Raw genomic sequence first — 26578 nt, 5'->3', positions numbered from 1 at the left:
GCCGGTAATGCGGAGGGAATAATGCCCAGCCTATTAGAAATGAAAAATATCACCATGCAATTCGGGGTGGTCAAGGCGGTGGATAATGTCAGCCTGAAATTAGAGGCCGGACAGGTATTATCGCTGTGTGGTGAAAATGGTTCGGGAAAATCCACCCTGATGAAAGTGCTGTGCGGAATATATCCGCACGGCAGTTATCAGGGCGATATTTATTTCTCTGATGATTTATTAGCGGCAAAAAACATTCGCGACACCGAGCAGAAAGGCATCGCCATCATCCATCAGGAGCTGGCGCTGGTGAAGCAGATGACGGTGCTGGAAAACATGTTTCTCGGCAATGAATGGTGTCGATACGGCGTAATGGATTACGACGCCATGTACCTGCGCTGCCGACGGATGTTGGCGCAGGTCAAGCTGGAGGTGGATCCCAACACCCCTATCGGCGAACTGGGGTTGGGCCAGCAGCAGTTGGTGGAGATCGCCAAGGCGCTGAACAAGCAGGTGCGGCTGCTGGTGCTGGATGAGCCGACGGCGTCGTTGACCGAAAGTGAAACCGCTACGCTGCTGGCGATCATTGGGGATCTGCGCGATCACGGTATCGCCTGTATTTACATTTCGCACAAGCTGAATGAGGTGAAGGCGATCTCGGATCTGATCTGCGTGATCCGCGACGGCAAGCACATCGGCACGCACCCGGCGGCGGAAATGAGCGAGGACGATATTATCGCCATGATGGTCGGGCGTGAGTTAACCGAGCTGTATCCGCAGCAACAGCATGATATCGGTGAGGTGATCCTGCAGGTGGATAACCTGACCGCCTGGCACCCGGTGAATCGCCATGTTCGACGGGTGGACGATGTTTCTTTCAGCCTGCGACGCGGTGAAATACTCGGTGTGGCCGGGTTGGTTGGCTCCGGGCGGACCGAAACCATGCAGTGCCTGTTCGGCGTCTACGCTGGCCGGTGGCAGGGAAGCATTACCCTCAATGGGCAACCGGCCGTTATTAACAATTGCCGCCAGGCAATGCGGTATGGCATCGCCATGGTGCCGGAAGACCGCAAGCGTGATGGCATCGTACCGGTGATGGGCGTGGGGGCCAATATGACGTTGGCTGCGCTGAGTGACTTTAGCGGTGCGCTGACGGTGATCGATGATGCTCTGGAACAGGCGACCATTCGCCAGTCGCTGGCACAGCTTAAGGTAAAAACTTCCTCGCCTGAACTGGCGATTGCCCGGCTGAGCGGCGGTAATCAACAGAAGGCTATTCTCGCCAAGTGCCTGCTGCTGAAGCCGAAAATTCTGATATTGGATGAGCCGACGCGCGGTATCGACATCGGCGCCAAACATGAAATCTATAAGTTAATCAATCAACTGGTACAGCAGGGCATTTCGGTGATCGTGGTGTCTTCGGAACTGCCGGAAGTGCTGGGGTTAAGCGATCGCGTCCTGGTGATGCACCAGGGACGCATCAAGGCGTCGTTGATCAACCAGGGTCTGACCCAGGAACAGGTGATGGAAGCCGCATTGAGGAGTGAAACAGATGTCGAAAAACACGCAGTCTGAAGCGATCGTGCCGGCAATGGTGGAGAAAAAACCCATAGTGAAGTTGAAATCCATCAATTTGCAGGTGTTTGTGATGTTGGCGGCGATAGTCGTCATTATGCTGTTCTTTACCTTTACCACCGAGGGGGCTTATCTCAGCGCGCGTAATATTTCCAACCTGCTGCGCCAGACGGCGATCACCGGCATTCTGGCGGTCGGTATGGTGTTCGTGATTGTGTCGGCAGAAATCGATCTGTCGGTCGGTTCAATGATGGGGTTGTTAGGTGGGGCGGCGGCGATTTTCGACGTTTGGCTTGGCTGGCCATTGCCGCTGACCATCGTGGTGACGTTGCTGGCCGGTCTGCTGTTAGGGGCCTGGAACGGTTGGTGGGTGGCTTATCGCAAGGTTCCGTCGTTTATCGTTACCCTGGCGGGGATGTTGGCCTTTCGCGGCATCCTGATCGGCATTACCAATGGTACTACCGTGGCACCGACCAGCGGCGCGATGTCGCAAATTGGCCAGAGCTATTTGCCGAACGGTCTGGGTTTTGGCATCGGTGCGGTTGGGCTGATGCTGTTTGTTGCCTGGCAGTGGCGGCGGCGCAGTCGGCGTGCCCAGCTCGGTTTGCCCGTGGCCACACCGACCGGTGATGTCACCCGGCAAAGTATTTTGGCACTGCTGGTACTCGGTGCCATCTATTTACTCAACGATTACCGTGGGGTGCCGACGCCGGTGCTGATCCTCACCGCACTGATGCTGGCGGGGATATTTATGGCCACCCGCACCGCCTTTGGCCGTCGGATCTACGCCATCGGCGGCAATATTGACGCTGCGCGGCTGTCGGGTGTCAACGTCGAACGCACCAAGCTGGCGGTGTTTGCCATCAACGGTTTGATGGTGGCCATTGCCGGTCTGATCCTCAGTTCACGCCTGGGGGCCGGTTCACCTTCGGCGGGCAATATCGCCGAGCTGGACGCCATCGCCGCCTGTGTGATTGGCGGCACCAGCCTGGCCGGGGGCATCGGTAGCGTGGCTGGCGCGGTGATGGGCGCGTTCATCATGGCATCGCTGGATAACGGCATGAGCATGCTGGACGTGCCGACCTTCTGGCAGTACATCGTCAAGGGCGCTATTTTGCTGCTGGCAGTATGGATGGACTCCGCCACCAAGCGCCGGGCATAAGAATAGCGTCTGAGCTCACAGTTATGAGGTGATGCCTGCTGCTCTCGCAGATAATACCCTGTAGCTTTCAGGTTGCAGCCAGGCGACTCACTCGCCTATCCCCAGACATTGTAGGGGCGCTGCATGCTGCGCCCGCCTTAATCGGGGCGAATTTATTCGCCCCTTACAGTCACTGGGGGTTACCGGGGATGCCCATGTTCGAGAAGCGCTTTCGCATTACCTTGCTGTTCAACGCCAATAAAGTGTACGACCGCCAGGTGGTAGAAGGCGTCGGCGAGTATTTACAGGCTTCACAATGTGACTGGGACATCTTTATCGAAGAGGATTTCCGCTGCCGTATCGACAACATCAAGGACTGGCTGGGCGATGGGGTGATCGCCGATTTCGACGACGGTGAAATCGAACGGTTGCTGCATAACGTCAGGGTGCCGATCGTCGGGGTGGGTGGTTCTTATCATCGCGATGAAGACTACCCGCCGGTGCACTACATTGCCACCGACAATCAGGCACTGGTGGAGGCGGCATTTACTCATCTGAAAGAAAAAGGCATTAACCGTTTTGCCTTCTACGGTTTGCCCAGCGAAGGCGGTAAACGCTGGGCACAGGAACGTGAGCATGCTTTTCGTCAGCGGGTGGCGCTGGAGCAGTATCAGGGCGTGGTGTATCAGGGTATGGCGACCGCGCCGGAGAACTGGCAATACGCACAGAACCGGCTGGCAGACTGGGTGCAGACCCTGCCGCAGCAGACCGGCATTATCGCGGTGACCGATGCGCGGGCACGGCATTTGCTGCAGGTGTGTGAGCATCTGGATATCTCGGTGCCGGAAAAGCTGTGCGTGATCGGCATCGACAATGAAGAGCTGACGCGCTACCTGTCGCGGGTGGCGCTGTCTTCGGTGGCGCAGGGCACCCGGCAGATGGGGTATCGCGCCGCCAAATTGCTGCACCAATTGCTCGATCGCCGCGAACTGCCGCTGCAGCGCATTTTGGTGCCGCCGGTGAAGGTGATTGAACGTCGCTCTACCGATTTCCGCTCGCTGCGCGACCCGGCGGTGATCCAGGCGATGCATTACATTCGCCATCACGCCTGCAAGGGCATCAAGGTCGAGCAGGTACTGGACGCGATCGGCATGTCGCGCTCCAATCTGGAAAAACGCTTCAGGGATGAAACCGGCGAAACTATCCACCATGTGATCCATCAGGAAAAGTTGGATCGCGCCCGTAACCTGCTGACGGCTACCTCACTGACCATCAACGAGATCTCACAGATGTGTGGCTACCCGTCGCTGCAGTATTTTTATTCGGTGTTCAAGAAAGGCTATGACATGACGCCCAAAGACTATCGCCAGCGTTATGGCGAGGTGAGCTATTAGGCTGCTTGTTTAATGTAGCCAATATGGCTACATTTGTAGCTAATATGGCTACAAAGAGAAGCATCATGTGCGGTTCCCTGCTTGATCTCTTATTCAGTGAATATCGGCGAAAAGTGCTAAGTCTGTTGTTAACACAACCAGAACAAGCATTTCATGTCCGCGAAATTGCGCGCCGTACCGCAACTCAGGCCGGTACCCTACATAAAGAGTTGAACAAGCTGGCGCAGAGCGGCATCTTGCTCAGGCAGCAACAGGGAAACCAAATCTGTTATCGGGCTAACCCCGATTGCCTGATTTTTCCTGAACTGGCGGCTATTTTCCGCAAAACCTCCGGGGTGGCCGAGCGTTTGTGCCAGGCGTTGGTCGAACTTAACGCCGAGCTTGAACTGGCCTTTATTTTTGGTTCGATTGCCAGTGGTAAGGCCAAGGCTGACAGTGATATAGACGTCCTGATCGTCGGCAACTTGTCTTTCTCTGAGGTGATTAACGCGTTTTACCCGTTGCAGCAGGAATTGGGCAGGGAAATTAACCCCAAACTGTACTCGCCGGCAGAGTGGCGGGCGGCTTTGGCGGAAAACTCCGCCTTTATTCAGGACATTATGAGTAAGCCCCAGCTAGGGATTTTGGGAGGCAAGGATGACGTTAGACAATTTGATAGGCCTTGGCCTGGAGGCGATACGACCTGACGCAGGCGCAATCAGAAAATTACTCTCCGCTGCTGCGCGTAATCGGCATGACGCCAGTATCACTCTGCTCAGCAATGAAACGCGTTTTGACACGGCGTATAAAGCGGTCATGCAAATCGCGAATGCAGCCCTGCAGGCAGAGGGTTTTCGGACCTCGACCCATAAACCCGGTCATCATCAACTCATGATCCAATCATTGCCGCTGACCCTGGGTATTTCGCGTGAAGCAATGATCTGTTTGGATGCTTTACGAAAACAACGCAATATCGCTGATTATTCAGGTGATTTGGTGACGGATGCGGCGGTGCATGCCTGCCTGGAACAGGCAGAGATACTTTGGCTGGCGGCTAACGATTGGCTGCAGCTCAAACATCCGCAGTTTTTGGAATAACCTTCTCACACCAACCCACAAAACGCCTTTAGCCGTTCGGCCAGCGCCGGGGTGGCTGCGGGGGCACCGTCGCGGTAATACAGCGCCAGTTCAATGTTGTCGATCGGCGGTAATCCTTCGGCGATGCCCAGTACCCGGTGGCAGGGCAAACGGCAGCCGGCTGGCAACAGGGTGACACCCAGCCCAGCGGCGGACGCGGCGGTAAGCGCGGCCAGACTGGCGCTGCTGTAACCGATGCGCCAGCGTTTGCCGAGGTTATCCAGCGCCTGACACAGGGAGTCGCGGTATAACCCATTGAGTGGGAACACAGCCAGCGGCACCGGCGATTGTTCGATTGCCGGGAAGGCCAGACTGTCCAGCCACAGCAGAGGCTCCGGCCTGGCGGCACGCGGTGGCTGGCTGCGACGCTGCTTAACCAGGATCAGATCCAGCTCTTCGCGGGCATAGGCGCTGTGCAGATCGGCACTCAGGCCGCTGGTGACATCCAACCGCAGATGCGGGTTTGCGCGGCTGAACTCCGCCAGCAGTTCGGTGGTGGGCGCGGCGAAATCCTCCGGCATCCCCAGCCGCAGTACACCGTCTCGCCAGATGCCGGTCAAGGCATCGTGCGCCTCTTCATTCAGCGCGATGATGCGTCGCGCATAGCTCAACAGCTTGACGCCTTCCTCGGTCAGCAACACCTGATGGGAAGACCGTTCAAACAGCGGTTTGCCCAGCATCTCCTCCAACCGGCGTACCTGTTGGCTGACGGTAGATTGTGACAGAAACACCCGTTCTGCGGCGCGGGTGAAGCTGTTGCTGTCACACACCGCGACGAAGCTGAGCAGTAACTGCGGATTGAACATCGGATAACGATTCATTTTCCCACTGTTGGCTATTTTATTATTTAATTTCCCAATACTAGCGGGGATGCCTAGAGTAAGGCAACGCTGCGGCGGCCACTCTGTGACTCCGCACTCTTCATCCCGGAAGTTCAGGAATAGACCGTGTTAAATCATTTTGTTGTTCCCTCCTTGTTACGCCGCTGGTTCAACCCCCTGCTGTGGGCGCTGGTGCTGATTGGCCTGAATATGCGGCCGTTGCTGACCTCGATCGGCCTGTTGTTACCGACGCTGCGGCAGGTTACCGGACTGAGTTTTGGCGGCGCAGCCCTACTGACCACCTTGCCGGTACTGATGATGGGGCTGATGGCGCTGGCGGGTGGGGCGATTAACCGCCTGTTCAGCGAACGCACTGGCGTGGTGTTGAGCCTGCTGGCGATTGGTGTGGGTGCCGCCTGGCGTGAGCTGGCACCGGGCAGCACGCAATTAATGCTGAGTGCGGTACTGGGGGGGCTGGGGATTGGGGTGATCCAGGCGGTGATGCCCGGCATTATCAAACATCACTTTCTCAAGCAGATGGCGCTGGTGGCCGGGCTGTGGTCGGCGGCACTGATGGGCGGTGGCGGCCTGGGGGCGGCGATTACCCCTTGGCTGATGAGTGTCGGCCATGACTGGCATAGTGCCCTGGCCTGGTGGGCGGTACCGGCGCTGGTGGCGTTAATCGCCTGGTGGCCGGTCAGCCGTGGCCTGGCTCGCCTGACGCCGACGGGGACCTCCAGCGGGCCGAGCCTGTGGTTCAGCCGTCGTGCCTGGTTGCTCGGCGCTTATTTTGGTTTGATCAACGGTGGCTACACCAGCCTGATCGCCTGGCTGCCACCCTATTATATGCAGCTCGGCTGGCAGCCGCAGGCCAGCGGATCGCTGTTGGCGTTGATGACCTTCGGCCAGGTGGTGGGAGCACTGCTGTTGCCGGCGCTGGCCCGCTCTGCGGATCGTCGCCCGCTGTTATTGCTGGCACTGGCCATGCAGTTGGTTGGTTTCATTGGCCTGATCTATCTGCCGCAGACGCTACCCTGGCTGTGGGTGTTGCTCTCGGGTCTGGGGCTGGGCGGTGCCTTCCCACTGTGCCTGGTGCTGGCGCTCGATCATATCCCACACCCGGCGGCGGCGGGACGGCTGGTGGCCTTTATGCAGGGCATCGGTTTCCTGCTGGCGGGTACCACGCCGTACATTTCCGGTCTGCTGCGTGATTACAGCGGCAGTTTTGTGCTGGATTGGCAAATCCATGCGCTGCTGGTGGTGGTGCTGATCGCCATCACCTGGCGCTTCCACCCGCACAGCTACCAGCAGGCCTTCGCCGAATAATATTTCTGTCATTGCGGCTCCCTATAGTGACGTTGCTTTTACTTCTGGGTAATAACAACAAAAAGGGAACCAAAACATGCACATCACCAAAACCCGCCTGGCGCTGTTGGCCGGCTGTATGGCGCTGAGCAGTAACCTGTGGGCAGAAGCTCAACCGGTGCCAGCGACCTTGGCCGGACACGCGTTACTGGCGGTGAAATCCAACGTTGCAGCCCCACAGGATGCCCCCGCCGATTTACAGCAAAGCGGTAAATACACCAGCGGCAAACGCGTGACCGAACTGGGCAGCGTGGCGGGCAAATCCGCCGATCGCATGACCGGTATCGGCCTGCCGATCAACGGCCAGCCGCTGCAGGGCCATTCCGGCATCAAGCATATGCCCGACGGCACTTACTGGGTGCTGACTGACAACGGCTTCGGCAGCAAGGCCAATTCGCCGGACGCCATGCTGTACCTCAATCACTACAAAATCGACTTCGGCAACGGCACGGTGACGCCACTGAAAACGGTGTTTCTGCACGATCCCGACAAAAAGGTGCCCTTCCATATCATCAATGAGAGCACCGATAAACGTTACCTGACCGGCAGCGATTTTGACCCGGAAAGCTTCCAGTTCGCCGACAATGCCCTGTGGATTGGTGACGAGTTCGGGCCTTATCTGATCAAGGCCGATCTGAACGGCAAGGTGCTGGCGGTGTTTGACACCAAGGTGGACGGCAAGGTAGTGAAGTCGCCGGATAACCCGACGCTGACCCTGCCGGGCGCGCCGGACGGCAAACAGAACTTCCAGGTGGCACGTTCCAAGGGCTTTGAGGGCATGGCGGCGTCACCGGACGGCAGCAAACTGTACCCGTTGCTGGAGGGCGCACTGTGGGACGGTGAAAAGTTTGAGAACCTCGACGGCAAACGCTACCTGCGGGTGCTGGAATTCGACGTGAAGCAGCAGGCCTGGACCGGTCGCAGTTGGCAATATGTGCTGGAAGACAATCAGAACGCCATCGGTGATTTCAATATGATCGACGCCACCCACGGGCTGGTGATTGAGCGTGATAACGGCGAAGGCACGCAGGACAAAGCCTGTGCGGCGGGCGCACCGACCGACAACTGCTTCAATCAGGTGGCGAAGTTTAAACGGGTATATAAAATTGCTTTCTCCGACGATAACGTCGGTAAACCGGTCGACAAGTTGGCCTATATTGACCTGATGAACATTCAGGATCCGAACAAACTGGCGCACAAACCGCTGAACAACGGCGTGCTGACCTTCCCGTTCTTTACCATTGAAAACGTGGATGTGGTGGACGGTAGCCATATCATTGTCGGCAATGATAATAACTTCCCGTTCTCCTCCAGTCGTCAGCCGAACGTGGCGGATGACAACGAGTTTATCCTGCTGGACGTGAAGGACTTGCTGAAGCCTTAAACCCTGCCAGCCTCCGGCGCATTGCCGGGGGCTCGTGCTATTTCCCTCTTAGCGCTAAGGGTAAACTGCGCTATAATCAGCCCCTTGCTTCCGATTCCCGAAGGAAGATCCTCGTCCCCGGTGGGGCGGCCGGACTTCAAATCCGGTTGGGGCCGCCAGCGGTCCTGGGCAGGTTCGACTCCTGTGATCTTCCGCCAAATTTCATCCTGACAGTTTCTGTAAATTCCATAAATCCCCCAAAATCAGTGCAGAACTGCTTTCATTCTAACTAATGGCAGATAATAAATTTCTGGTGAAAATAAACTTCACCAGTTTTAGCACAAAGAGCTAAAAACGCGTCTATCTTTACCATTGAACACTGGATCCGTAAATTAGAGGCGGTTATGTTTCTTAATTACTTTGCGCTGGGTGTCCTTATTCTGGTTTTCCTTATTATTTTCTATGGGATTATTATTCTTCATGATATCCCCTATCTTATTGCAAAGGCACGTAACCATCCGCATGCCGATGCTATCCATGTCGCGGGCTGGGTGAGTTTATTTACTCTGCATGTTATCTGGCCGTTTTTATGGATATGGGCTACGTTATACCGCCCCGAGCGTGGTTGGGGTATGCAAGGTCAGGAGGCATCGTTCGCACAGTTGCAGCAACGTGTGGCGGAGCTGGAGTTGAAACTGGGTGATAATAAAATGCCGCCTTCGGAGTAGCCACCATGGATCTGCTCATTATCCTGACGTATGTCGCTTTTGCCTGGTCTATTTTTAAAATTTTCAAAATCCCGGTCAATAAATGGACCGTGCCTACCGCTGCACTGGGCGGAGTGTTTTTAATCGGGGCGTTAATTCTGCTAATGAATTACAACCACCCCTATACTTACCTGGCGCAGAAAGCGGTGATCTCTATCCCTATTACTCCGCAGGTGACAGGTATCGTTAGCGAAGTAACCGATAAGCAAAACGTATTAATTAAAAAAGGTGAAGTGCTGTTTAAATTAGACCCTGTGCGCTACCAGGCAAGAGTTAATAGACTTCAGGCCGACCTGGTCACCGCGATTAATAATACTCAGGTGCTCAAAGGGCAGCTCGATGAAGCTATTGCCAACACTTCTCGGGTTAGCGCGGAACGCGATCGGTTATATAAAGACTACCAACGTTATGTCAGGGGCAGTCAGGCCAAGGTCAATCCATTTTCGGAAAGTGATATTGATAACGCCCGACAGAACTATCTGGCACAAGATGCGTTGGTAAAAGGCTCGGTGGCTGAACAAGCACAGATAAAAAGTCAGTTAGACAGCGTGATTAACGGGGAGCAATCTCAAATCGTGAGCCTCAGGGCGCAGTTAGCCGAGGCCAAATATAATCTTGATCAAACGGTGATCCGTGCCCCAAGCAACGGTTACATCACCCAGGTGCTGATCCGCCCAGGTACCTATGCCGCGGCGTTGCCATTGCGCCCGGTCATGGTGTTTATTCCTGAGCAAAAACGCCAGATTATCGCGCAGTTCCGACAAAACTCGTTGCTGCGTCTGAAAGCCGGTGATGAGGCCGAAGTGGTGTTTAATGCGTTTCCCGGCCAGGTCTTCCCAGGAAAATTGATAAGAATTCTTCCGGTGGTGCCCGGTGGTTCATATCAGGCGCAGGGAACGCTGCAATCGCTGAGCATGACGCCCGGCAGCGATGGTGTTCTGGCCGTGATTGAACTGGCGCCCAACAGTGAAGTTGACGAATTACCTGACGGCATTTTTTCTCAGGTGGCAGTTTACTCTGATCACTTTACCCATGTGGCGGTAATGCGCAAGGTACTGTTACGAATGACCAGTTGGATGCACTATCTGTATTTGGATCACTAACTCAGTATAAAAAAGCCGCTTCCTGAGGAGGCGGCTTAGTGACTTACAACTTAGGCATATTGCGTTAATCGCCAGGTGACAGCCTGGTTATTATAGGGGGGCATGGTATTGCCTTTAGCAATAGGAGCGGTGGTTGATGGTGTACCTACAACTGTCCAGACGCCGCTTTCAGGGCACTTATGCCCGGTAGAGGCTGTAGTACCGATAGGGGATTTAGCCATGATGATCTTTCCTTAATCAGTGCGGTGCTACCCTTAGCCCCGCTAAGAAAGATATTTACAGGTTCTCGTATATATGCAATCCCACAAGCCAAATACAAAGCATTAGTTTGTTATTAGTAAATTCAAGTGTCTATTATTTAAGTTTACATGTTCTTCGCCGTGGATTACTTCAATATATAATAAATTTATATTGTCAGTGTGATGGTATTATATTTTTATATCATTTTTTGAATAATTTAAATTCTTTATTATTAAGTGGAGAGTTGTTCTATTAATAGAACATTGAAATGGAAAATACAAAACAGGCCCAACGTACAGTCATTCCCTAACCCCTGAACAACGAAGTTATCGGTGACAATAGACGTCGGTTGTCTGGCATAGAAAGCAACCCAATAAGGTCGGGTAGACGGCCTGCGGCCCTGGAAAAGATGAGTTTGAAAGAGTAAATTAGCAGGGTTAAGGTGAGGATCCCGGCCAGCAGTGACTTTTTGTCTATTCTGTCTGACCGGAAAGTTTCCCTGGTGTTGGCTGAGTGACCTACCTGATCTTGCAGAGCAGTTTTTTACTCTTCGCCTAACGCGGTTCATTATAAGACAGAGTGCCTGATTCATAACCTGAACTTAAGTGCAGCTCGTACCTCTACATAAGTGCAGGTTTTCTCACTAAATGGACCAAGTCAGACTGCCACGGAGCCCGTATGTTTTCTTCCTTCAGTGAAAATCAAACAATAACGGAAACGCTCAGGGGACATATCGACCGAAAGTTGTCCTCACTCGGTAGCCCTGAATTCGCCTACACGGTGATTAGAAAAAAAGATCCGTCAGATGTACTTATTATTTCCAGCTATCCTGAAGAATGGGTAGATCTCTACCGCACCAACAATTTCCAGCTCACTGACCCGGTGGTGCTGACCGCGTTCAAGCGCAGCTCGCCCTTTGTCTGGGACGAAAATATCACCCTGATGTCAGATAAGATTTTTTGCCTTTCCAGGCGCTACAACATTGTTAACGGCTTCACCTTTGTGTTGCACGACTCTATGAATAGCTTGGCGTTGTTATCGGTCATCCTCGGCGGCAGTGGAGAAGAGGATCTGGAAAAGCGGATCTCATCCGATCGCGGAGCCATGCAAATGTTGCTGATCGATATCAATGAACAAATGTATCGTCTCGCAGGCTCCGTCTCTTCCAGCCGGCGGAAGCATCATACGGATACGGAAAAACCCATTTTTACCCCACGGGAGAGTGAAGTGCTGTATTGGGCCAGTATGGGGAAAACCTATGGCGAGATTGCCGCCATCGCCAGTATTTCCCCGAGTACGGTGAAGTTTCATATGAGAAATATTGTGGTTAAACTTGGCGTCAGTAACGCCCGGCAGGCTATTCGGTTGGGTGTTGAGTTGGGGCTTATGACGTCGTCAGCAGCCAGATAAAATGAGTCAGGCCCGGTGAGACTCCTTTATGTCATCTCACCGAACCAGCCGAAGGCAGTTTGGCTTTATCTGGCAGAAGGACAGGTCTCCGCCAACGCGGTTAACCCTTCGCTTTCCTGCCTGAATGACACCTTGCCTTGATCCAGCGTGACCACGAAGACGCTGTCGAAATCGCTACCCGGCCATTTGGGCACCGAATTGGCGTCGCCTCCGCGTGCGGCCACGATGTTCTTCACCGCCTTATCGAGATTCTTGTGTTCCCAGGCGATGAAAATGCGTGAGTTTTGGTATTTATCGCTGAGCAACTCCTGTTGCAGCCCGGCGATGTCATCGGCGTGGAACTGAATGCCGATCGGTAACCCCACACGCACGGCGGTGGGCATGATGGTCGACAGCGCCCGCAGTGAACTGCCGGCTTTGTTTTCTTTCGGCCCCGCGGCAAAGATAAAGTCCGGCTTGCCGTAGCGGCTCAGCAGTATGTCCGGCAGCGCCAGCGCGCGGTTCAACCCTTTGCAGGTCAGCTGCCCGCTGTTGTTGGCCGGCTTTTCCCCGTGTCGCACAAAGATCAGCGTTTCCTGCGCCAGTGCACTTTGGCTGAACAGCAGCAACACTGCCAAACCGCCGAGTGTTTTGTGAGCTACGTTGTTAAACATCCTCAACCCTTATGTAATGGCTTGCTGATTTCTGTGCGCTTTTCGCCGCGTTACTCGCTATCATAACCGGCGTGACAAAAGGCCTACCGCACCGATGCGGGGCCTCTGGGATAATTAAATACTGGCCTAAGGAAGGATTTACAATGAAAAACATTTTCTTTTTTGATGCGATGCTGACACCGAAAATCATCACCGGTGTTTACTGGCTTTGCCTGCTGAGCATTGTTGTTGGCGGGATTGGGGCGATGTTCTACGGTGAGTTTTTCCGTGGTCTGTTCGCGATCATTATTGGCGGCGTGTTTACTCGCGTTTGCTTTGAAATGATCATTATTGCGTTTAAAAATAACGAATACCTGCGCAAAATCTCCGAAAAGCCGTAATGCAATAAAAATGCCGGGCATCGCCCGGCATCCTGTTATTCCCCCAAAGTCAGCGCCAGCCGTTCCCGCATCAGCTCGATAAAATTATCCGGCAATGTTTTCGCCGTTGGCGCCCGCAACGCCTGGCTCCAGACCGGCTCAGGGAAGTGCGAGTCGTCGAGGTAACGCGGGACGATATGCCAATGCAAATGCGGCAGCGCGGTGCCCAGGCTGGCGATGTTGATCTTCGCCGGCGTCAGTAGTTGGCGCAACTGCGCCTCAACCTGTGCCACCACCGCCATGATGCTGTTGCGTTGGTCGTCACGCAGGTCGCTTAACTCGGCGATGTGTTCATGCCACACCACCCGACACCAGCCGGGGAATGGGCTGTCGGCGATAAAAATTGCCCGGCACTGTGAGTTTTGCCACAGCACGATTTCATCGGTCGGATGGCAGTAAACACAAGATTCATGATTCATTTTATTCTCCTGCTGCGGTTTTGGGCGCAGCGAAACCCCGCCGCGCGTTAGCACAGCCAGGTATTCAGTGTGAAAGAGAGCGGGACCGGCGGCCCCGCCGGGGCTACGAGTTAATCACCGACTGGCGGCGTACCAGGCTGGGGGCAAATAAAAACTCCTCAACTGGCAGTTCCGGGTTTTCCAACCGGCCGATCAGCCGATCGACAATTTTCACTGCCATCTCGCGCAGCGGGGGTGCCACAGAGCTGAGCGCCGGGTTGAACAGTTCGGACAGAAACATGTTATCGATGCCGACCACCGAAATATCCTCCGGTACCCGCACCCCCAATCGCTGCAAGGCAGAAATCATGCCGATGGCCAGCATATCGTTCAGCGCTACCACACCGTCCGGCCGTGGTTCACTCTGGCAGACTTGTTCGGCCAGCGTTTTCCCCAGTTCGGCCATTTCGGCATCGCCGTAGGCGAACTGCGCTTTACCTTCGATCACCCTGACCGGCAGCCCGGCAGCCTCCAGTGCCTGCCGGTAACCGGCAATCTTGTTGGCGCGGCTGCTGGTCATGCCGGAGGCGGTGGCGAAAGCGATACGGCGGCAGCCCTGGGCGATCAGATGCTGGGCCGCCATGCTGCCGGCGGCGCTATTGTCCATCGACACGCTGTCGATCGGCAGTGCCGTCTCATCCGGTGCCGTCAGGGTACGTTCATCGTAGTTAATCATTACCAGGCCGCGTTTCAGGGCGTCACGGAAATGGGGGCGATCGTAAAAGGTGGAGGCGACCACCACGCCACGGATGCCTAATGCCAGCAGATCGTCGAGAAAACGGATCTCTTCTTCCTGCTGGCGATGGGTATCACCCAGCAGCACCTGATAGCCGTAGTTTTGCTTGGCCGCCAGCTCAATCTCACGCACCAGCGCAGCGAAGCTGGGGTTGACGATCGAAGGCACCAGCAGGCCGAGCATTTTGATCTGTCCGGTTTTGAGCTGCTGCGCCGCCCGGTTCGGTTGGTACTGCAACACCGCCATCGCCTGCTCAATACGGGCCAGCGTATCCTTGCGCATCTGATCGACCCGGCCGTTCAGCACGTTGGAAACCGTACTGACCGAAACCCCGGCATGACGTGCCACATCACGTATATTCGCCATCACATTCCCGTTTTGCATTAACCCATTACCGCGACTTTATCACGCGCTCGAAAGTGAGTCACAGACCCTTAGGGCGCGATCTGTCCGCCGTTGACGTCGATAATCTGTCCGGTGATGTAGCCGCTGCAGTTATGCGATGCCAGGAACAGGTAAGTGGGCGCCACTTCTTCGCTGCGGCCAAAGCGGCCCATCGGGATCGAAGCGCACATCTTGCCCAGCACTTCTTCGCTTTTGCCATGATGGAAGGCGGTGTCGATACTGCCCGGTGAGACGATATTGAAACGGATGTTGTCCTGGGTGAACTCCTTCACCCAGTTTCGGTGAATGTTGTGCAGCCAGGCCTTGGCGCTGGCATACAGACCGGCACCGATACCGCCGCCTTCACGTGCGGCGATGGAACCGGTGCTGATCACACTGGCGGTAGCACCGCTCTCGCGTGCCGAGGCGCGCAGGTGTGGGATAGCGAATTTGGTGACCATCAGCGCCGAGCGGCAGTTCAGGTCCATCACCCGGTCAAAGAATTCGTCGTCTATCGCTTCCAGACCGTTGCGTCCGCCCAGCCCGCCGGCGTTATTGATCAGAATGTCGATGCCACCAAAGCGGGCGATAAAGGCTTCGACCAGCGCTTCACAGCCTGCGGAGCGCGATAAGTCGGCCGAGAAGAATGCGCATTCACCGGGAAAGGCGGCTATTTCTGCCGGTGGTTCGCTGCGCATGCCGTTAATGCCCACTTTGGCGCCGTGTTGGGCGAACAGGGCGGCGGTCGCCAGACCAATACCGGCGGTGGAACCGGTGATCAGCACGCGTTTGTTGGTTAAATCAGAGAACATGGTGTGACTCCTTGCTTGAGAAAATCAGTAACCCAGCTGCGTGGGCAGCCAGGTAGTGAGCGCCGGGAACAGCGCGATAACGATGATGCCGAGCAGTATGATCAGCAGGTATTTGGCCATCGGCTTAATCACGTCCTGCATCGGCACACCGCAGATGGCGCAGGTGGTGTACAGACCCAGGCCGATGGGTGGGGAAAACAGGCCGAAACCCATCGCCAGAATCATCACAATGGCGTAGTGCAGCGGGTTAAAGCCAAGTTGGGTAGCGATAGGCACCAGGATCGGGGCAAAGATAATCAGCGCCGGAGCGCCCTCCAGCACCGCGCCGAAGATAATCAGGATGACAATCGACAGCAGCAGGAACAGCCACGGGCCGTAGTCCGCGCCGATGGCGACCAGCAGCTGTGCGCACTGCTGGGGGATCATCTCGATGGTCAGGGCGAAGGACAAACTGGTGGCGCAGGCAACGATAAACAGCAGCATGCCGGACAGCGCGGCAGTATCGACAAACAGCTTCAGGGTGGCTTTCAGGGTCAGTTCCCCAAAGGCCAGCCGACCGACCACGATGGCGTAAACCACGGCGAAGGCGGAAATCTCGGTGGAAGTGGCGATACCGGCCACCACGCCCTTGCCGATCATCAAAATCATTACCAGCCCGACGGCAGCCCCGATCAGCAGTTGGCGGGTCGGCATACGCACCGGGTAGGCGTCATCGACGTTGATGCGTTTGCCGAAAATCACGGCGGCAATCAGCAGCAATACCAGCAGGCACAGCGCCGGGATCAGTCCGGCGATGAACAGTGCGCCAATGGATATGTTGGCGATAAAGCCCATCACGATCAGGTTGACGCAGGGAGGAATGGTTTCCGCCATGATGGCCGAGGCGGCGAACACCCCAGCCGACTCTGCCGCCGGTTGGCGCGCTCGTCTTACTGCGGGCATCAGCACGCCGCCGACCGTGGCGACGTCCGCCAGCTTGGAACCGGAAATGCCGGAGAAAAACGCCATCGACACAATGGTGGTCATGTGCAGGCCACCGCGATAACGCCCCATGCCACGGACGATCAGCTCAACCAACCGCGACGACATGCCGTTGACTTCCATCACTGCACCGGCCAGCAGAAAGAATGGGATAGCCAGCAGCACGAAATGGTCGACGCCGGCAGTGACCTGCTGGGCAAAGAACACGAACGGCAGCGACGGATCGCTGAGGAAGAACACCATCGCCGACATGCCGAGGGTAAAGGCGATCGGCACGCCGGAGATGATGCCCAGAATAAAGCAGGCCAGCATCAGCACGGCGGGCAGTGAGCTGAATCCCAGCGGGATATGCAGGCTGAGGTAGCCCGCTCCGCCCAGAAGAGCGACGGCGGCGGCGCTGATTAACACCACTTTCAACGGTGCCTGGCAGGCGTGATCGAGCGCGCTGACCAGCATCACCGCCGCGCCGATAAACACCGGCACCACAAAGATCGCCTGCGGCAGGCCGTGTTCGGTGGTCTGCGGCAGTGAAATACCCACCAGGCTGAAGCTGGAGATCGTCAGCCCCAAAGCCACCAGGACCAGCACCCAACGGCTGGCATGCACTACGTAGGGCCGGGCTACCGCGGGCATCCAGCGCAGGAACAGATCGACGCCGATGTGCCGACCACGCCCGGTGGAGGTGGCGACGCCGAAGAACACCAGCGTCACCATCAGCGCGCGCGCCACTTCTTCCGCCCATTCAATTGGGCTGTGCAGCGCGTAGCGCCAAATCACCGAGGCGAACACCACCACCACGTTGATCAGCAGCGCCAGTGCGCCACCCCAGGCGGTAAAACGGGTCAGGGCGCGGCTTAACTGCGTCAGGATGGCCACTTTTTTCACACTCATTTCAAGGGTTACAGGAAGGGTCATAGCAAATCCTCCGCCAGAGGGGCGTTACGGCTGCGCGGTGGCATGAATGGCATCCAGCACCGCTTTGGCCTGTGGATATTTCCCGCTAAACGCCGCCTGAAGTGGCCGCGTTTGCTGACGGAAATAGTCGCGGTCGGTTTCGGTAAAGGTCACGCCGGCGGCTTTCAGTTTTTCCATCGCCTGAGTTTCTTTTTCCGCCGCGATTTTGCGTTCATAGACTGTGGCTTCGCTGGCTGCCGCCAACACCTCGGCTTGCAGTGGCTGCGGGATGCGTTGGAACGCCGCCTGGCTGATGGTGGCGACAATCGGGTTATAGATATGGCGGGTCAGCGTGGCGTATTTGGCGATCTCGTAATACTTGCTGGTGTAGACCGTGGCAGCGTCATGTTCCACGCCGTCGATCACCCCCATCTGCAGCGCGGAATAGACTTCACCGCCGGGCATCGGGATCGCCGTGGCATCCATGCTTTTCAGCGTGGCGATAAAGTTGGGTGCCGGCAGCACGCGTACTTTCATTCGGTTGAGGTCGTGCGGCGACTGCAGCGGCTTTTTACTGTAAATGTTGCGCGCGCCCAGGCTGAAGCCGTAGCCCAGTACCTTGATATTGCTTTGTTTGGCCAGCATGGCGCTCAGCAGTTGGCCCGCCTGGCCATCCAGCGCCCGACCCAATTGCGGGTTATCGTTAAACAGATAACCCAGATCCAGCACGCCGATTTCCGGTACTAGCGTGCCCCAGATGGAGGTGCCGGAGATCATCATGTCGATCGCGCCAATACGCACCTGCTGGACGGCATCGGCCTCTTTGCCCAGCATGCCGTTGGGGAAATAGTTGAGGGCGATTTTGCCCGGCAGGCGCTGGTCCAGATTCTGTTTGAAACGGTTAAACCAGATGGCGTGCGCGGAATATTCATCATCGGGCAGCGATGAATAGACCCGCAGGTTAACTTCGGCCGCATTGGCGCGCAGTGGCAAGATAAACAGCATAAATAACAGCGTGATAAACAGGCGCGGTGTTAAGCGGCATGTCAGTGATTTCATCAGCCTGGCTCCCGATCGCAGACAGCCTGCGATGCTGGTGGTGAAGATGATTTCCCCTGCGTGGCAAAGCTGTAGGGACAGGGGGAACGGGTACGATACTTTGTCTCTGGTCTTTCACTGTAACGTTTTAGTGTATCGTTACAGAAAACCTACAAACATTCCGTCGGCAGATCAATTTTTATCCGCAAAAATGGCTGGGAAATGCGGGTTCTGTGAGCAAGTTCTAAAAATCGGTGGGTCATGGCCGGCGATCGTCGGGCTGCCCTGCGGGCATTTAACTTCTATAATCGCAGCTGGGATCACCGTGAATTCAGGAGTGGGCATGCCTTCCAGGGCGATAATTAAATGGACCAAACGGCTGACGATTGTGGCTGTCACCGTGTTGCTCACGCTGTTTGCGGTGCGCATTTATGATACTCAGAGCGGTCCGGCACTGGAGCCGTGGCATACCTTTGTGCCACACGAACTGTCGGCTGCCGAAATGGACAAGACCGACTGGCAGGGCTATCTGGCCGCAGAGAGCCGGGTGTTTGATGAGGTGAAGACCAACGTCACGGACAAACTTTCCGCCAGCGAACGCATCCCACTTAACCGCTACTTCGATGGCAGTCCGGTGTATCCGGAGCACTTTGCCCGCGACTGGAACCGTTCCTACGAACTGCTGCCGCAGGGGGAGCCGCGCGGTGCCGTGGTGCTGTTGCACGGCCTGACCGACTCCCCTTACAGCCTGCGGCACATTGCCGAGAATTACCGGCAGCAGGGTTATGTGGCGGTCGGCATTCGCCTGCCGGCACACGGTACGGTACCGGGCGCCCTGACCGATATTGAATGGCAAGACTGGTTGGCGGCGACGCGGTTAGCAATACGTGAGGCGCGCAGCCAGGCCGGGGGCGACAAGCCGCTGCATATTGTGGGCTTTTCCAACGGCGGAGCGCTGGCGATGAAGTACGCGCTGGATGCATTGGATGATCCACAATTGGCGGCGCCGCAGCGATTGATCCTGATCTCACCGATGATCGGCGTCACCAGCTTTGCCCGCTTCGCCGGTATTGCCGGTTGGCCGGCGGTGTTCCCGGCGTTTGCCAAAGCTGCCTGGCTTGGGGTGCTGCCGGAGTTTAATCCTTTTAAATACAATTCGTTCCCGGTAAATGGGGCACGCCAGTCCTATCTGCTCAGCAATGGTCTGCAACAGCAAATCGCCCGCGCGGCGCGTGACGGCAAGCTGGATAAATTAGCGCCGGTGCTGACTTTCCAGTCGGTAATGGATTCCACCGTCAGTACCCGGGCGGTGATCCGCGCGTTATATAACGAACTGCCGGCGAACGGCAGCGAACTGGTGCTGTTTGACGTCAATCGTACGGTGAACTTCGGTCCGCTGTTGCGGCCAAACGCGGCGGCGGCGGTCAGCCAACTGTTGCCTGCGCCTCCGCGTCGTTATCAGACCACGGTGATCGCCAACGCCTCACCGGAAAGCAGCGAGGCGATCGCCAGTGTGACACCGGCCGGGGCTACCACGCCAAGCGAGCAACCGCTGGGCATGACTTACCCGGCGGATATTTATTCGCTTTCGCACGTGGCGCTGCCGTTCCCGGTGAGTGATTCGCTGTATGGTCGGTTTCCGGCGCAGCGTGATGAGTTCGGTATTAGCCTGGGCACCCTTGCTGCGCGCGGCGAACGTTCCGTGCTGGTGGTCGATCTCGATTCGCTGATGCGCATTGCCTCGAACCCGTTTTTCCCCTACCTGTTGCAGCGCATCGATAGCAAACTCTAGGCGAAACCCAGGATGCTGAATGCATCGTCCTGCGGGTAGTAGCCGAGCAGGCGACTGGTTTCCTCCAGCGACAGTCGCTTATAGCGGTTATTGGACACGCCGTGCACCACCGCATGGTGCACGCCTTCAATGCGCAGGCAACGTTCCAACAGATCGGCGGCGTCACGGTGGCTGAGAAAAGCGCTCATGTCACGGGCGCTGAGCTGCTCGCCGGGTTCCAGCGTGGTGAAGTTGGCGATGCGTACCGACAGGGCGGAAAGCCCTTCCTGATGGGCGAAATAGGCGGCGATACCTTCGCCAAAGGCCTTGCTGACGCCGTACATATTTTTCGGTTTGGGCGCGTCCTGTGGCCGAATCTGGTAATCCAGCGCATAGCCTTCCACTGCCTGCGCACTGCTGGCGAAGACTACCCGTTTGCAGCCGGCGTCTTTTGCCGCCCGGAAAATATTGAAGGTACCGAGGATGTTGTTATCCATCAACGAATGGCAAAAGTCCGCATCGGGCGAGGGATCGGCCGCCAGATGCAGCACGGTGTCAATATTGGCGCAGGCCGCACGGCAGGCTTCAATATCGGCGATATCAAAGCTGATCACCTCATCACCAGGCAGCAGATCGGTCAGCCGATCGAGGTCTTTTTCCGCCAACCGTAGCTGATAGCGATTTCCCACCGATTGACGGAATGCCGTCGCCACCCGGCCACCCGCGCCGGTAATCAGAATTCGTCCAAATTCAGTACGCAAAGTCATGATCTTAGCCAGCCCCTAAAGTCCATTATGTCGTGACCAGTAATAATCCGCCGCGTAAGATTTGTCCAGTATCAAATTAGCATGACTTATGTTTCAGCGCGTCAGTGGGCATTTTTCTCCGATGAGATCAGTCAGAAAAGTCATCACCGCGCGCACGGCCGTTGAGCGTGCCAAATCCGGGTAAGTGACCAGCCACAGTTCGCGGGTCGGTGCAGCGATTGAAGTCGGCAGTGTCACCATGTCTGGGTCGCTATCGGCGACAAACGTCGGCAATACCACCGCTCCTAGTCCCGATCGTGCCGCTTCCTGGAGCGAGAACAGATCGCTGGCCTGAAATACCACCGGACGGCCCTGCAACAGCTGTTGTAGCCACTGCTGATGCGGTTGGTTTTGGTAGTGGTGGTCGTAGCCGATAAAGGCCCGCGCCGACTCCGGCAGGGCGGCGTGCTGCGGCGTGGCGTACAGCCCGTAGCGCATCATGCCGATACGCTGCACCAGCAGATCCGGTTGTTGCGGGCGCACCATACGCACCGCGACTTCGGCTTCACCGCGATCCAGCTCGGCGATCGCCGATTCGCCGGAGAGTATCAGCGTAATGTGCGGAAAAGTATGATGAAATTGCGCAATTTGTGGGGCGATAACCCGTGCGGCAATCGACGGCGGCGCGCTTATACGCACCTGAGTTTGCGGCGTCTCACCGGCGCTGCGCGCATGGCGGGTAATGGCGTGGCTTTGATTTTCGATGTCGGCCGCCAGCCCGGCAATCATTCTGCCGTCCTGCGTCAGCGGCGTACTGCGTGGCAGACGCAGGATCAGTCCCAGGCCGAGCGCCTTCTCCAGCGCCGCCACCCGTCGGCCTACCGTGGCGTGATCGCAGCCCAGCTCCCGCGCCGCTGCCGACAATGAACCGGTGCGTGCCAGCACCACGAAGTGTTTTAAATCCTGCCAATCGAACATCAGTGAATTCCTGCACAGTCTTGCCGCGAATTTATGGAATATTCACACAGACTGGGACGTGATTCAATGACGTTATCTTTGTAACCAGGTTGAATTATTCAATTAGGATATCTTATGAATTTGCATCTGCAGGGGCGTATCGCGTTGGTGACGGGTGCCAGCGAAGGGATTGGCGCAGGCATGGTTCGGGTATTGGCGGCACAGGGGGTGATTGTGGTGGCGACGGCGCGCCGCGAAGACCGTTTGCAGACCCTGGCGGATGAGGTTGAGCAAGCCGGTGGCATACGGCCCTATGTCATCGCGGCAGATATCACCCAGACACAGGCGCTCGACAGCATGCTGGCGCTGGCGATACAGCAGTTCGGGACCATCGATATTGTGATTAATGCGGTTGGGGGTGCCCGCCCGACTTCACTCAGCGAAGGTGACGCGGGTTGGGAAGAGGCGTTTGCCCTGAACTTTACCCCGGCGCGTCGGATAACCCATGCATTGCTGCCCCGCATGCAGGCGCAGGGCTGGGGGCGCGTGATTAACATCAGCGGCTCGATGGAGCCGCGTAGCCTGAACGCGGCCACTGTCGCCAAAGGGGCATTGCATCTGTGGGCCAAGGGGTTGGCAGGCGAAGTGGCGGCGCAAGGGATTACCGTCAATACGCTGCAACCCGGGCGGATTAATAGCGAACAGGTGCGTGAAAAACTGCACCCGACCGAGGCCGCGCGCCAGGCGTTTATCAAACAGAATATCCCGATTGGCTACTTTGGTGAGCCGGAGGATATGGCCTATCTGGCCGCGTTTCTTTGTTCCCCGCAGGCGCGCTATATCACCGGAGCGGTGATCCCGGTAGACGGCGGCATGCATTATTTCGCTCACTGAAGCCGTTTTGCCCGCCGGATCACAGTTCGGTAATTTGCCGGGGCAAAGCCTTGCCCCACTGAAAAGCACAGTGTTAACGTCTTAGCTCAGCCGATTTAGGGTTGTCACTGCTCCGGCAGGCAAAACCTAAACCTCGTGCTTCTGTCCCCCTGGTGGGAGCAGAGGCCATGAGGTTTAGGTTTTTTTTTGCGCTGAATTTCGTGACGACGATTGGCCATCGCGGCACTGAGGTTGGCAGAACGTAGATTCTAAGGGTAACACTATGAAATATGAACAATTAGCCAGTGAGATCTTGGCCGGCGTCGGTGGCCGCGACAATGTGAGAAGTCTGGTGCACTGCGCCACCCGCCTGCGTTTCAAGCTATGTGACAGCCAGCGTGCCGATGCCGCGGCACTGAAAAAAAATCCCGGTGTGATCATGGTAGTGGAAAGCGGCGGGCAGTTTCAGGTGGTGGTGGGTAACCACGTGGCGGAGGTCTACAACGCGGTCAATCAGGCTGGTGGGCTGGGCGATGGCGCGGTGGCGGAGGATGACGGCAAAAAGGAAAACCTGTTCAGTCGCTTTATTGACGTGGTGTCCGGCATTTTTACGCCGCTGCTGGGGGTGATGGCCGCTTCGGGGATCCTGAAGGGGTTTCTGGCGTTGAGCCTGGCCTGCGGCTGGCTGCTGGAGAGTGGTGGCAGTTTTAAAATGCTGTTTGCTACCAGTGACGCGCTGTTCTATTTCCTGCCGATCATGCTCGGCTATACCGCCGGGAAAAAGTTTGGCGGTAATCCGTTCATTACCATGGCGATTGGTGGGGCTCTGACCCACCCGCTGATGATGGCGGCATTTGAAGCGGCACAGCAGCCAGACGCGGTGCGCGAGTATTTCTTCGGCATTCCGCTGACCTTTATTAATTACAGCTCGTCGGTGATCCCGATTATTTTTGCCGCCTGGATCTCGTGCCGGCTGGAGCCGCTGTTTAATCGGGTGATCCACAGCGCGCTGCGCAATTTTATTACGCCGCTGCTGTGCCTGGTGGTCACCGTGCCCTTGACCTTCCTGCTGATCGGCCCGGCAGCCACCTGGCTCAGCCATTTGCTGGCCAACGGTTTTCAGACCATCTACGGATTTAACCCGATTATTGCCGGTGCCTTTATGGGGGCGATGTGGCAGGTGTGTGTGATCTTCGGTCTGCATTGGGGACTGGTGCCCTTGATGATCAATAACCTGAGCGTGCTCGGCCGCGACACCATGGTGCCGTTGCTGCTGCCGGCGGTGATGGGGCAGGTGGGCGCCACGTTGGGCGTCATGCTGCGTACCCGCGATGCCAAACTGCGGGCTCTGGCCGGTTCCGCCATCGGTGCCGGGGTGTTTGGTATCACCGAACCGGCGGTTTACGGCGTGACCCTACCGAATAAACGGCCGTTTATTTTCGGCTGCATCGGTGGTGCGCTGGGAGGCGCGGTGATCGGCTATTTCCATACCGCCACCTATTCCTTTGGTCTGGTGAACATCTTTACCTTTGCGCAGATTATTCCTGCCAGCGGCTTCGATGCCAAGGTGTGGGGCGCGATTGTCGGCACCTTGCTGTCATTTTGTTTCGCGGCGGTGGCCAGTTACCTGTTCGGTGTGGCGCCCGTTGAGGCCGCCGTGGAACCGGCACCTGTCGCACCGCTTAACCGTAAACAGTTTGTCGTCAGCCCGATTGCCGGCGAAGTGATGTCGCTGGAGCAGGTTAACGACGCCACCTTCGCCAGCGGGTTGCTGGGCAAGGGAGTGGCGATAGTGCCGCTGCAAGGGCGGGTGGTCGCGCCGGTTGCCGGGCGTGTGGCCTCGCTGTTTAAAACCAAACACGCCATCGGTATTGAGTCGGACGAGGGTGCAGAGATTTTAATTCACGTCGGCATAGATACCGTCAAGCTCGATGGGCTGCATTTCACTGCCCATGTGCAGGAGGGCGATCGGGTTAACCCGGGCGATTTGCTGATTGAGTTTGACCAGGTGGCGATCCGCGCCGCCGGGTTTGATACCACCACGCCGATCATCATCAGCAACAGCGATGACTACGTCGACGTGCTGACCAGCGGCCAGGGCAGGGTGCAGGAACAGGCACCGCTGCTGACTTTATTAGGTTAACCGAGGAGAAAGCGATGAGCAGCAAATTTCCAGACCATTTTCTGTGGGGCGGCGCAGTGGCGGCCAATCAGGTGGAAGGGGCTTATCAGACCGACGGCAAAGGGCTGTCGACCTCTGATTTGCAGCCGCAGGGCATCTTCGGCGCGATTACGCCACGGATTGACGGCGACAGCGGCATCAAGGATGTGGCGATCGACTTTTATCATCGTTATCCGCAGGACATCGCGTTGTTCGCTGAAATGGGCTTCAAGTGCCTGCGTACCTCCATCGCCTGGACGCGTATTTTCCCGCAGGGCGATGAGGAGGCTCCGAACGAAGCCGGGCTGGCGTTCTATGATCGGCTGTTCGACGAAATGGCCAGGTACGGCATTCAGCCGTTGGTCACTTTGTCGCATTACGAAATGCCCTACGGGCTGGTGAAGCAATACGGCGGCTGGGGCAACCGCAAGACTATTGGCTTTTTCGAGCACTACGCGCGCACGGTGTTCGAACGCTATAAGCACAAGGTGCAGCACTGGCTGACCTTTAACGAGATCAATATGTCGCTGCATGCGCCGTTTACCGGCGTCGGTCTGGCGGAAGACAGCAGCAAAAGCGAGATTTATCAGGCGATCCACCATCAACTGGTGGCCAGCGCCAGGGCGGTAAAAGCCTGCCATGAAATTGTGCCGGGCGGCAAAATCGGCAATATGCTGCTGGGCGGTATTCTCTATCCGCTGAGCTGCAAACCGGAAGACGTACTGGAAACCCAGCGCCAGAACCGCGACTGGTTGTTCTTTGGCGACGTACAGGCGCGCGGCGGCTACCCGGCGTATATGCGACGTTACTTCCGTGAAAACGGCATTCAGGTCGAGATCACCGCCGAAGATCAACAGGCATTGCGCGAGACCATCGATTTTATCTCCTTCAGCTATTACATGAGCGGCTGTGTCACCACCGACGAGGCCCAGAACAACACTGCCCGGACCAACATTCTCAATATGGTGCCGAACCCGCATTTGGCCAGTTCGGAGTGGGGTTGGCAGATCGACCCGGTTGGCCTGCGTTATCTGCTCAATGTGTTGTACGACCGCTACCAGAAGCCGCTGTTTATTGTGGAAAACGGCCTGGGAGCCAAGGACCGCGTCGAGGCCGACGGCAGCATCAATGACGACTACCGCATCAATTATCTCAACGACCATCTGGTGCAGGTGGCGGAGGCGATTGACGATGGCGTGGAGGTGATGGGTTACACCAGTTGGGGCCCGATAGACCTGGTCAGCGCCTCTAAGGCCGAGCTGTCCAAGCGTTACGGCTTTATTTATGTCGACCGCGACGATGCCGGCAACGGGAGCCTGGAGCGCCGCCGTAAAAAGAGTTTCTACTGGTATCGCGATGTGATCCAGAGCAACGGTAACAGTCTGAAAAACAAAGCTTAAGCTATATCAGCC

The 26578-nt window shown here is 56.6% G+C and carries 24 protein-coding genes and 1 tRNA gene; 16 read left to right on the top strand and 9 right to left on the bottom strand.

All coding sequences use genetic code 11. The features are described 5' to 3' along the window. The first annotated feature begins 21 nt into the window (after nucleotides 1–21). From BEI65_RS04090 to BEI65_RS04070, 5 genes are all read left to right on the top strand, one after another. Complete coding sequence (locus tag BEI65_RS04090) at nucleotides 22–1563, top strand: xylose ABC transporter ATP-binding protein (protein WP_099062242.1); 1542 nt, start codon at nucleotides 22–24, stop codon at nucleotides 1561–1563. Beyond that, complete coding sequence (xylH, locus tag BEI65_RS04085; protein ID WP_099062241.1) at nucleotides 1541–2725, top strand: xylose ABC transporter permease XylH; 1185 nt, start codon at nucleotides 1541–1543, stop codon at nucleotides 2723–2725. Before BEI65_RS04090 ends, xylH begins: the two co-directional genes overlap by 23 nt. A 194-nt stretch (nucleotides 2726–2919) precedes the next feature. Further along, nucleotides 2920–4098 (top strand): D-xylose utilization transcriptional activator XylR, encoded by a 1179-nt coding sequence (xylR, locus tag BEI65_RS04080; protein WP_099062240.1) that lies wholly within the window; start codon nucleotides 2920–2922, stop codon nucleotides 4096–4098. Between the two features lie 23 nt (nucleotides 4099–4121). Further along, on the top strand, nucleotides 4122–4784 hold the full coding sequence (locus BEI65_RS04075) for a nucleotidyltransferase domain-containing protein (protein WP_232518978.1): 663 nt from the start codon (nucleotides 4122–4124) through the stop codon (nucleotides 4782–4784). Further along, the gene (locus BEI65_RS04070; protein WP_099062239.1) at nucleotides 4735–5175 is read left to right on the top strand and encodes a DNA-binding protein; all 441 of its coding nucleotides are present in this window, start codon (nucleotides 4735–4737) and stop codon (nucleotides 5173–5175) included. Before BEI65_RS04075 ends, BEI65_RS04070 begins: the two co-directional genes overlap by 50 nt. A gap of 5 nt (nucleotides 5176–5180) precedes the next feature. On the opposite strand, the gene BEI65_RS04065 is transcribed toward BEI65_RS04070, so the two are convergent. Beyond that, nucleotides 5181–6035: a LysR family transcriptional regulator gene (locus BEI65_RS04065; RefSeq protein WP_099062238.1), complete on the bottom strand. Its 855-nt coding sequence runs from the start codon at nucleotides 6033–6035 to the stop codon at nucleotides 5181–5183. Nucleotides 6036–6161: 126 nt separating this feature from the next. On the opposite strand from BEI65_RS04065, the gene BEI65_RS04060 reads away from it, so the two are divergent. From BEI65_RS04060 to BEI65_RS04035, 6 genes are all read left to right on the top strand, one after another. Beyond that, nucleotides 6162–7361, top strand: a complete 1200-nt coding sequence (locus BEI65_RS04060) for a CynX/NimT family MFS transporter (RefSeq protein WP_099062237.1) — start codon at nucleotides 6162–6164, stop codon at nucleotides 7359–7361. Nucleotides 7362–7437: 76 nt separating this feature from the next. Then, nucleotides 7438–8784 (top strand): esterase-like activity of phytase family protein, encoded by a 1347-nt coding sequence (locus BEI65_RS04055; RefSeq protein WP_099062236.1) that lies wholly within the window; start codon nucleotides 7438–7440, stop codon nucleotides 8782–8784. A 102-nt stretch (nucleotides 8785–8886) separates the two neighbouring features. Beyond that, nucleotides 8887–8981, top strand: a tRNA-Sec gene (locus BEI65_RS26690). A gap of 186 nt (nucleotides 8982–9167) precedes the next feature. Then, on the top strand, nucleotides 9168–9491 hold the full coding sequence (locus BEI65_RS04045) for a DUF3302 domain-containing protein (protein ID WP_099062235.1): 324 nt from the start codon (nucleotides 9168–9170) through the stop codon (nucleotides 9489–9491). 5 nt (nucleotides 9492–9496) lie between these two features. After that, entirely contained in the window at nucleotides 9497–10633 is a 1137-nt protein-coding gene (locus BEI65_RS04040; RefSeq protein ID WP_099062234.1) for an HlyD family secretion protein, read from the top strand. Between the two features lie 918 nt (nucleotides 10634–11551). Then, entirely contained in the window at nucleotides 11552–12283 is a 732-nt protein-coding gene (locus tag BEI65_RS04035) for a LuxR family transcriptional regulator (protein ID WP_099062233.1), read from the top strand. A gap of 65 nt (nucleotides 12284–12348) precedes the next feature. On the opposite strand, the gene BEI65_RS04030 is transcribed toward BEI65_RS04035, so the two are convergent. After that, nucleotides 12349–12936, bottom strand: a complete 588-nt coding sequence (locus tag BEI65_RS04030) for a histidine phosphatase family protein (protein WP_099062232.1) — start codon at nucleotides 12934–12936, stop codon at nucleotides 12349–12351. A 143-nt stretch (nucleotides 12937–13079) separates the two neighbouring features. Between BEI65_RS04030 and BEI65_RS04025 the strand changes: the two genes are divergently transcribed. Beyond that, complete coding sequence (locus tag BEI65_RS04025; protein WP_099062231.1) at nucleotides 13080–13316, top strand: DUF4282 domain-containing protein; 237 nt, start codon at nucleotides 13080–13082, stop codon at nucleotides 13314–13316. 35 nt (nucleotides 13317–13351) lie between these two features. Here the strand turns inward: BEI65_RS04025 and BEI65_RS04020 are convergent, their stop codons facing one another. The 5 genes from BEI65_RS04020 to BEI65_RS04000 all read right to left on the bottom strand — a co-directional run bounded on the left by BEI65_RS04020 (nucleotide 13352) and on the right by BEI65_RS04000 (nucleotide 18679). Beyond that, nucleotides 13352–13774, bottom strand: a complete 423-nt coding sequence (locus BEI65_RS04020) for an HIT family protein (protein ID WP_099062230.1) — start codon at nucleotides 13772–13774, stop codon at nucleotides 13352–13354. A gap of 103 nt (nucleotides 13775–13877) precedes the next feature. Beyond that, nucleotides 13878–14915: a LacI family DNA-binding transcriptional regulator gene (locus tag BEI65_RS04015; RefSeq protein WP_099062229.1), complete on the bottom strand. Its 1038-nt coding sequence runs from the start codon at nucleotides 14913–14915 to the stop codon at nucleotides 13878–13880. A gap of 68 nt (nucleotides 14916–14983) precedes the next feature. After that, nucleotides 14984–15745 carry an SDR family NAD(P)-dependent oxidoreductase gene (locus tag BEI65_RS04010; protein WP_099062228.1) on the bottom strand — a complete coding sequence of 254 codons (762 nt, stop codon included), beginning with the start codon at nucleotides 15743–15745 and terminating at the stop codon, nucleotides 14984–14986. A 24-nt stretch (nucleotides 15746–15769) separates the two neighbouring features. Further along, complete coding sequence (locus tag BEI65_RS04005) at nucleotides 15770–17641, bottom strand: TRAP transporter large permease subunit (RefSeq protein WP_099062227.1); 1872 nt, start codon at nucleotides 17639–17641, stop codon at nucleotides 15770–15772. A 24-nt stretch (nucleotides 17642–17665) separates the two neighbouring features. Beyond that, nucleotides 17666–18679 carry a TRAP transporter substrate-binding protein gene (locus BEI65_RS04000; RefSeq protein ID WP_099062226.1) on the bottom strand — a complete coding sequence of 338 codons (1014 nt, stop codon included), beginning with the start codon at nucleotides 18677–18679 and terminating at the stop codon, nucleotides 17666–17668. 322 nt (nucleotides 18680–19001) lie between these two features. Between BEI65_RS04000 and BEI65_RS03995 the strand changes: the two genes are divergently transcribed. Further along, entirely contained in the window at nucleotides 19002–20450 is a 1449-nt protein-coding gene (locus tag BEI65_RS03995) for a carboxylesterase (protein ID WP_099062225.1), read from the top strand. On the opposite strand, the gene BEI65_RS03990 is transcribed toward BEI65_RS03995, so the two are convergent. Next, complete coding sequence (locus BEI65_RS03990; RefSeq protein WP_099062224.1) at nucleotides 20447–21196, bottom strand: NAD(P)-dependent oxidoreductase; 750 nt, start codon at nucleotides 21194–21196, stop codon at nucleotides 20447–20449. The genes BEI65_RS03995 and BEI65_RS03990 overlap by 4 nt on opposite strands. A gap of 93 nt (nucleotides 21197–21289) precedes the next feature. Continuing rightward, nucleotides 21290–22153: a LysR family transcriptional regulator gene (locus BEI65_RS03985; RefSeq protein ID WP_099062223.1), complete on the bottom strand. Its 864-nt coding sequence runs from the start codon at nucleotides 22151–22153 to the stop codon at nucleotides 21290–21292. A 114-nt stretch (nucleotides 22154–22267) separates the two neighbouring features. Here BEI65_RS03985 and BEI65_RS03980 point away from each other — a divergent pair, with 114 nt between their 5' ends. The 3 genes from BEI65_RS03980 to BEI65_RS03970 all read left to right on the top strand — a co-directional run bounded on the left by BEI65_RS03980 (nucleotide 22268) and on the right by BEI65_RS03970 (nucleotide 26566). Continuing rightward, nucleotides 22268–23026, top strand: coding sequence for an SDR family NAD(P)-dependent oxidoreductase (locus BEI65_RS03980; RefSeq protein WP_099062222.1), 759 nt, complete (start codon nucleotides 22268–22270; stop codon nucleotides 23024–23026). A gap of 262 nt (nucleotides 23027–23288) precedes the next feature. Beyond that, the gene (gene bglF, locus BEI65_RS03975; protein ID WP_099062221.1) at nucleotides 23289–25148 is read left to right on the top strand and encodes a PTS beta-glucoside transporter subunit IIABC; all 1860 of its coding nucleotides are present in this window, start codon (nucleotides 23289–23291) and stop codon (nucleotides 25146–25148) included. Nucleotides 25149–25162: 14 nt separating this feature from the next. Then, a complete protein-coding gene (locus BEI65_RS03970) occupies nucleotides 25163–26566 on the top strand; it encodes a glycoside hydrolase family 1 protein (RefSeq protein WP_099062220.1) in 1404 nt (467 codons plus the stop codon). Nucleotides 26567–26578: the final 12 nt, after the last annotated feature.

The organism is Serratia sp. BW106 (assembly GCF_002607755.1).
Lineage (GTDB): Bacteria > Pseudomonadota > Gammaproteobacteria > Enterobacterales > Enterobacteriaceae > Serratia > Serratia proteamaculans.
The sequence above is the reverse complement of the archived record's forward strand: the minus strand, read 5'-3'. Positions and strand labels throughout refer to the sequence as shown.

Bases quoted from the DNA above. Each gene is read 5' to 3' on its own strand.
- BEI65_RS04025 (WP_099062231.1), top strand. From the start codon at position 13,080: ATGAAAAACATTTTCTTTTTTGATGCGATGCTGACACCGAAAATCATC.
- xylR (WP_099062240.1), top strand. From the start codon at position 2,920: ATGTTCGAGAAGCGCTTTCGCATTACCTTGCTGTTCAACGCCAATAAA.
- BEI65_RS04055 (WP_099062236.1), top strand. From the start codon at position 7,438: ATGCACATCACCAAAACCCGCCTGGCGCTGTTGGCCGGCTGTATGGCG.
- BEI65_RS04075 (WP_232518978.1), top strand. From the start codon at position 4,122: ATGGCTACATTTGTAGCTAATATGGCTACAAAGAGAAGCATCATGTGC.
- BEI65_RS04015 (WP_099062229.1), bottom strand. From the start codon at position 14,915: ATGGCGAATATACGTGATGTGGCACGTCATGCCGGGGTTTCGGTCAGT.
- BEI65_RS04045 (WP_099062235.1), top strand. From the start codon at position 9,168: ATGTTTCTTAATTACTTTGCGCTGGGTGTCCTTATTCTGGTTTTCCTT.
- BEI65_RS04010 (WP_099062228.1), bottom strand. From the start codon at position 15,745: ATGTTCTCTGATTTAACCAACAAACGCGTGCTGATCACCGGTTCCACC.
- BEI65_RS03990 (WP_099062224.1), bottom strand. From the start codon at position 21,196: ATGACTTTGCGTACTGAATTTGGACGAATTCTGATTACCGGCGCGGGT.
- BEI65_RS03980 (WP_099062222.1), top strand. From the start codon at position 22,268: ATGAATTTGCATCTGCAGGGGCGTATCGCGTTGGTGACGGGTGCCAGC.
- BEI65_RS04005 (WP_099062227.1), bottom strand. From the start codon at position 17,641: ATGACCCTTCCTGTAACCCTTGAAATGAGTGTGAAAAAAGTGGCCATC.
- BEI65_RS04065 (WP_099062238.1), bottom strand. From the start codon at position 6,035: ATGAATCGTTATCCGATGTTCAATCCGCAGTTACTGCTCAGCTTCGTC.
- BEI65_RS04000 (WP_099062226.1), bottom strand. From the start codon at position 18,679: ATGAAATCACTGACATGCCGCTTAACACCGCGCCTGTTTATCACGCTG.
- BEI65_RS03985 (WP_099062223.1), bottom strand. From the start codon at position 22,153: ATGTTCGATTGGCAGGATTTAAAACACTTCGTGGTGCTGGCACGCACC.
- BEI65_RS04040 (WP_099062234.1), top strand. From the start codon at position 9,497: ATGGATCTGCTCATTATCCTGACGTATGTCGCTTTTGCCTGGTCTATT.
- bglF (WP_099062221.1), top strand. From the start codon at position 23,289: ATGAAATATGAACAATTAGCCAGTGAGATCTTGGCCGGCGTCGGTGGC.
- BEI65_RS04030 (WP_099062232.1), bottom strand. From the start codon at position 12,936: ATGTTTAACAACGTAGCTCACAAAACACTCGGCGGTTTGGCAGTGTTG.
- BEI65_RS04090 (WP_099062242.1), top strand. From the start codon at position 22: ATGCCCAGCCTATTAGAAATGAAAAATATCACCATGCAATTCGGGGTG.
- BEI65_RS03970 (WP_099062220.1), top strand. From the start codon at position 25,163: ATGAGCAGCAAATTTCCAGACCATTTTCTGTGGGGCGGCGCAGTGGCG.
- BEI65_RS03995 (WP_099062225.1), top strand. From the start codon at position 19,002: ATGCCTTCCAGGGCGATAATTAAATGGACCAAACGGCTGACGATTGTG.
- xylH (WP_099062241.1), top strand. From the start codon at position 1,541: ATGTCGAAAAACACGCAGTCTGAAGCGATCGTGCCGGCAATGGTGGAG.
- BEI65_RS04020 (WP_099062230.1), bottom strand. From the start codon at position 13,774: ATGAATCATGAATCTTGTGTTTACTGCCATCCGACCGATGAAATCGTG.
- BEI65_RS04035 (WP_099062233.1), top strand. From the start codon at position 11,552: ATGTTTTCTTCCTTCAGTGAAAATCAAACAATAACGGAAACGCTCAGG.
- BEI65_RS04070 (WP_099062239.1), top strand. From the start codon at position 4,735: ATGACGTTAGACAATTTGATAGGCCTTGGCCTGGAGGCGATACGACCT.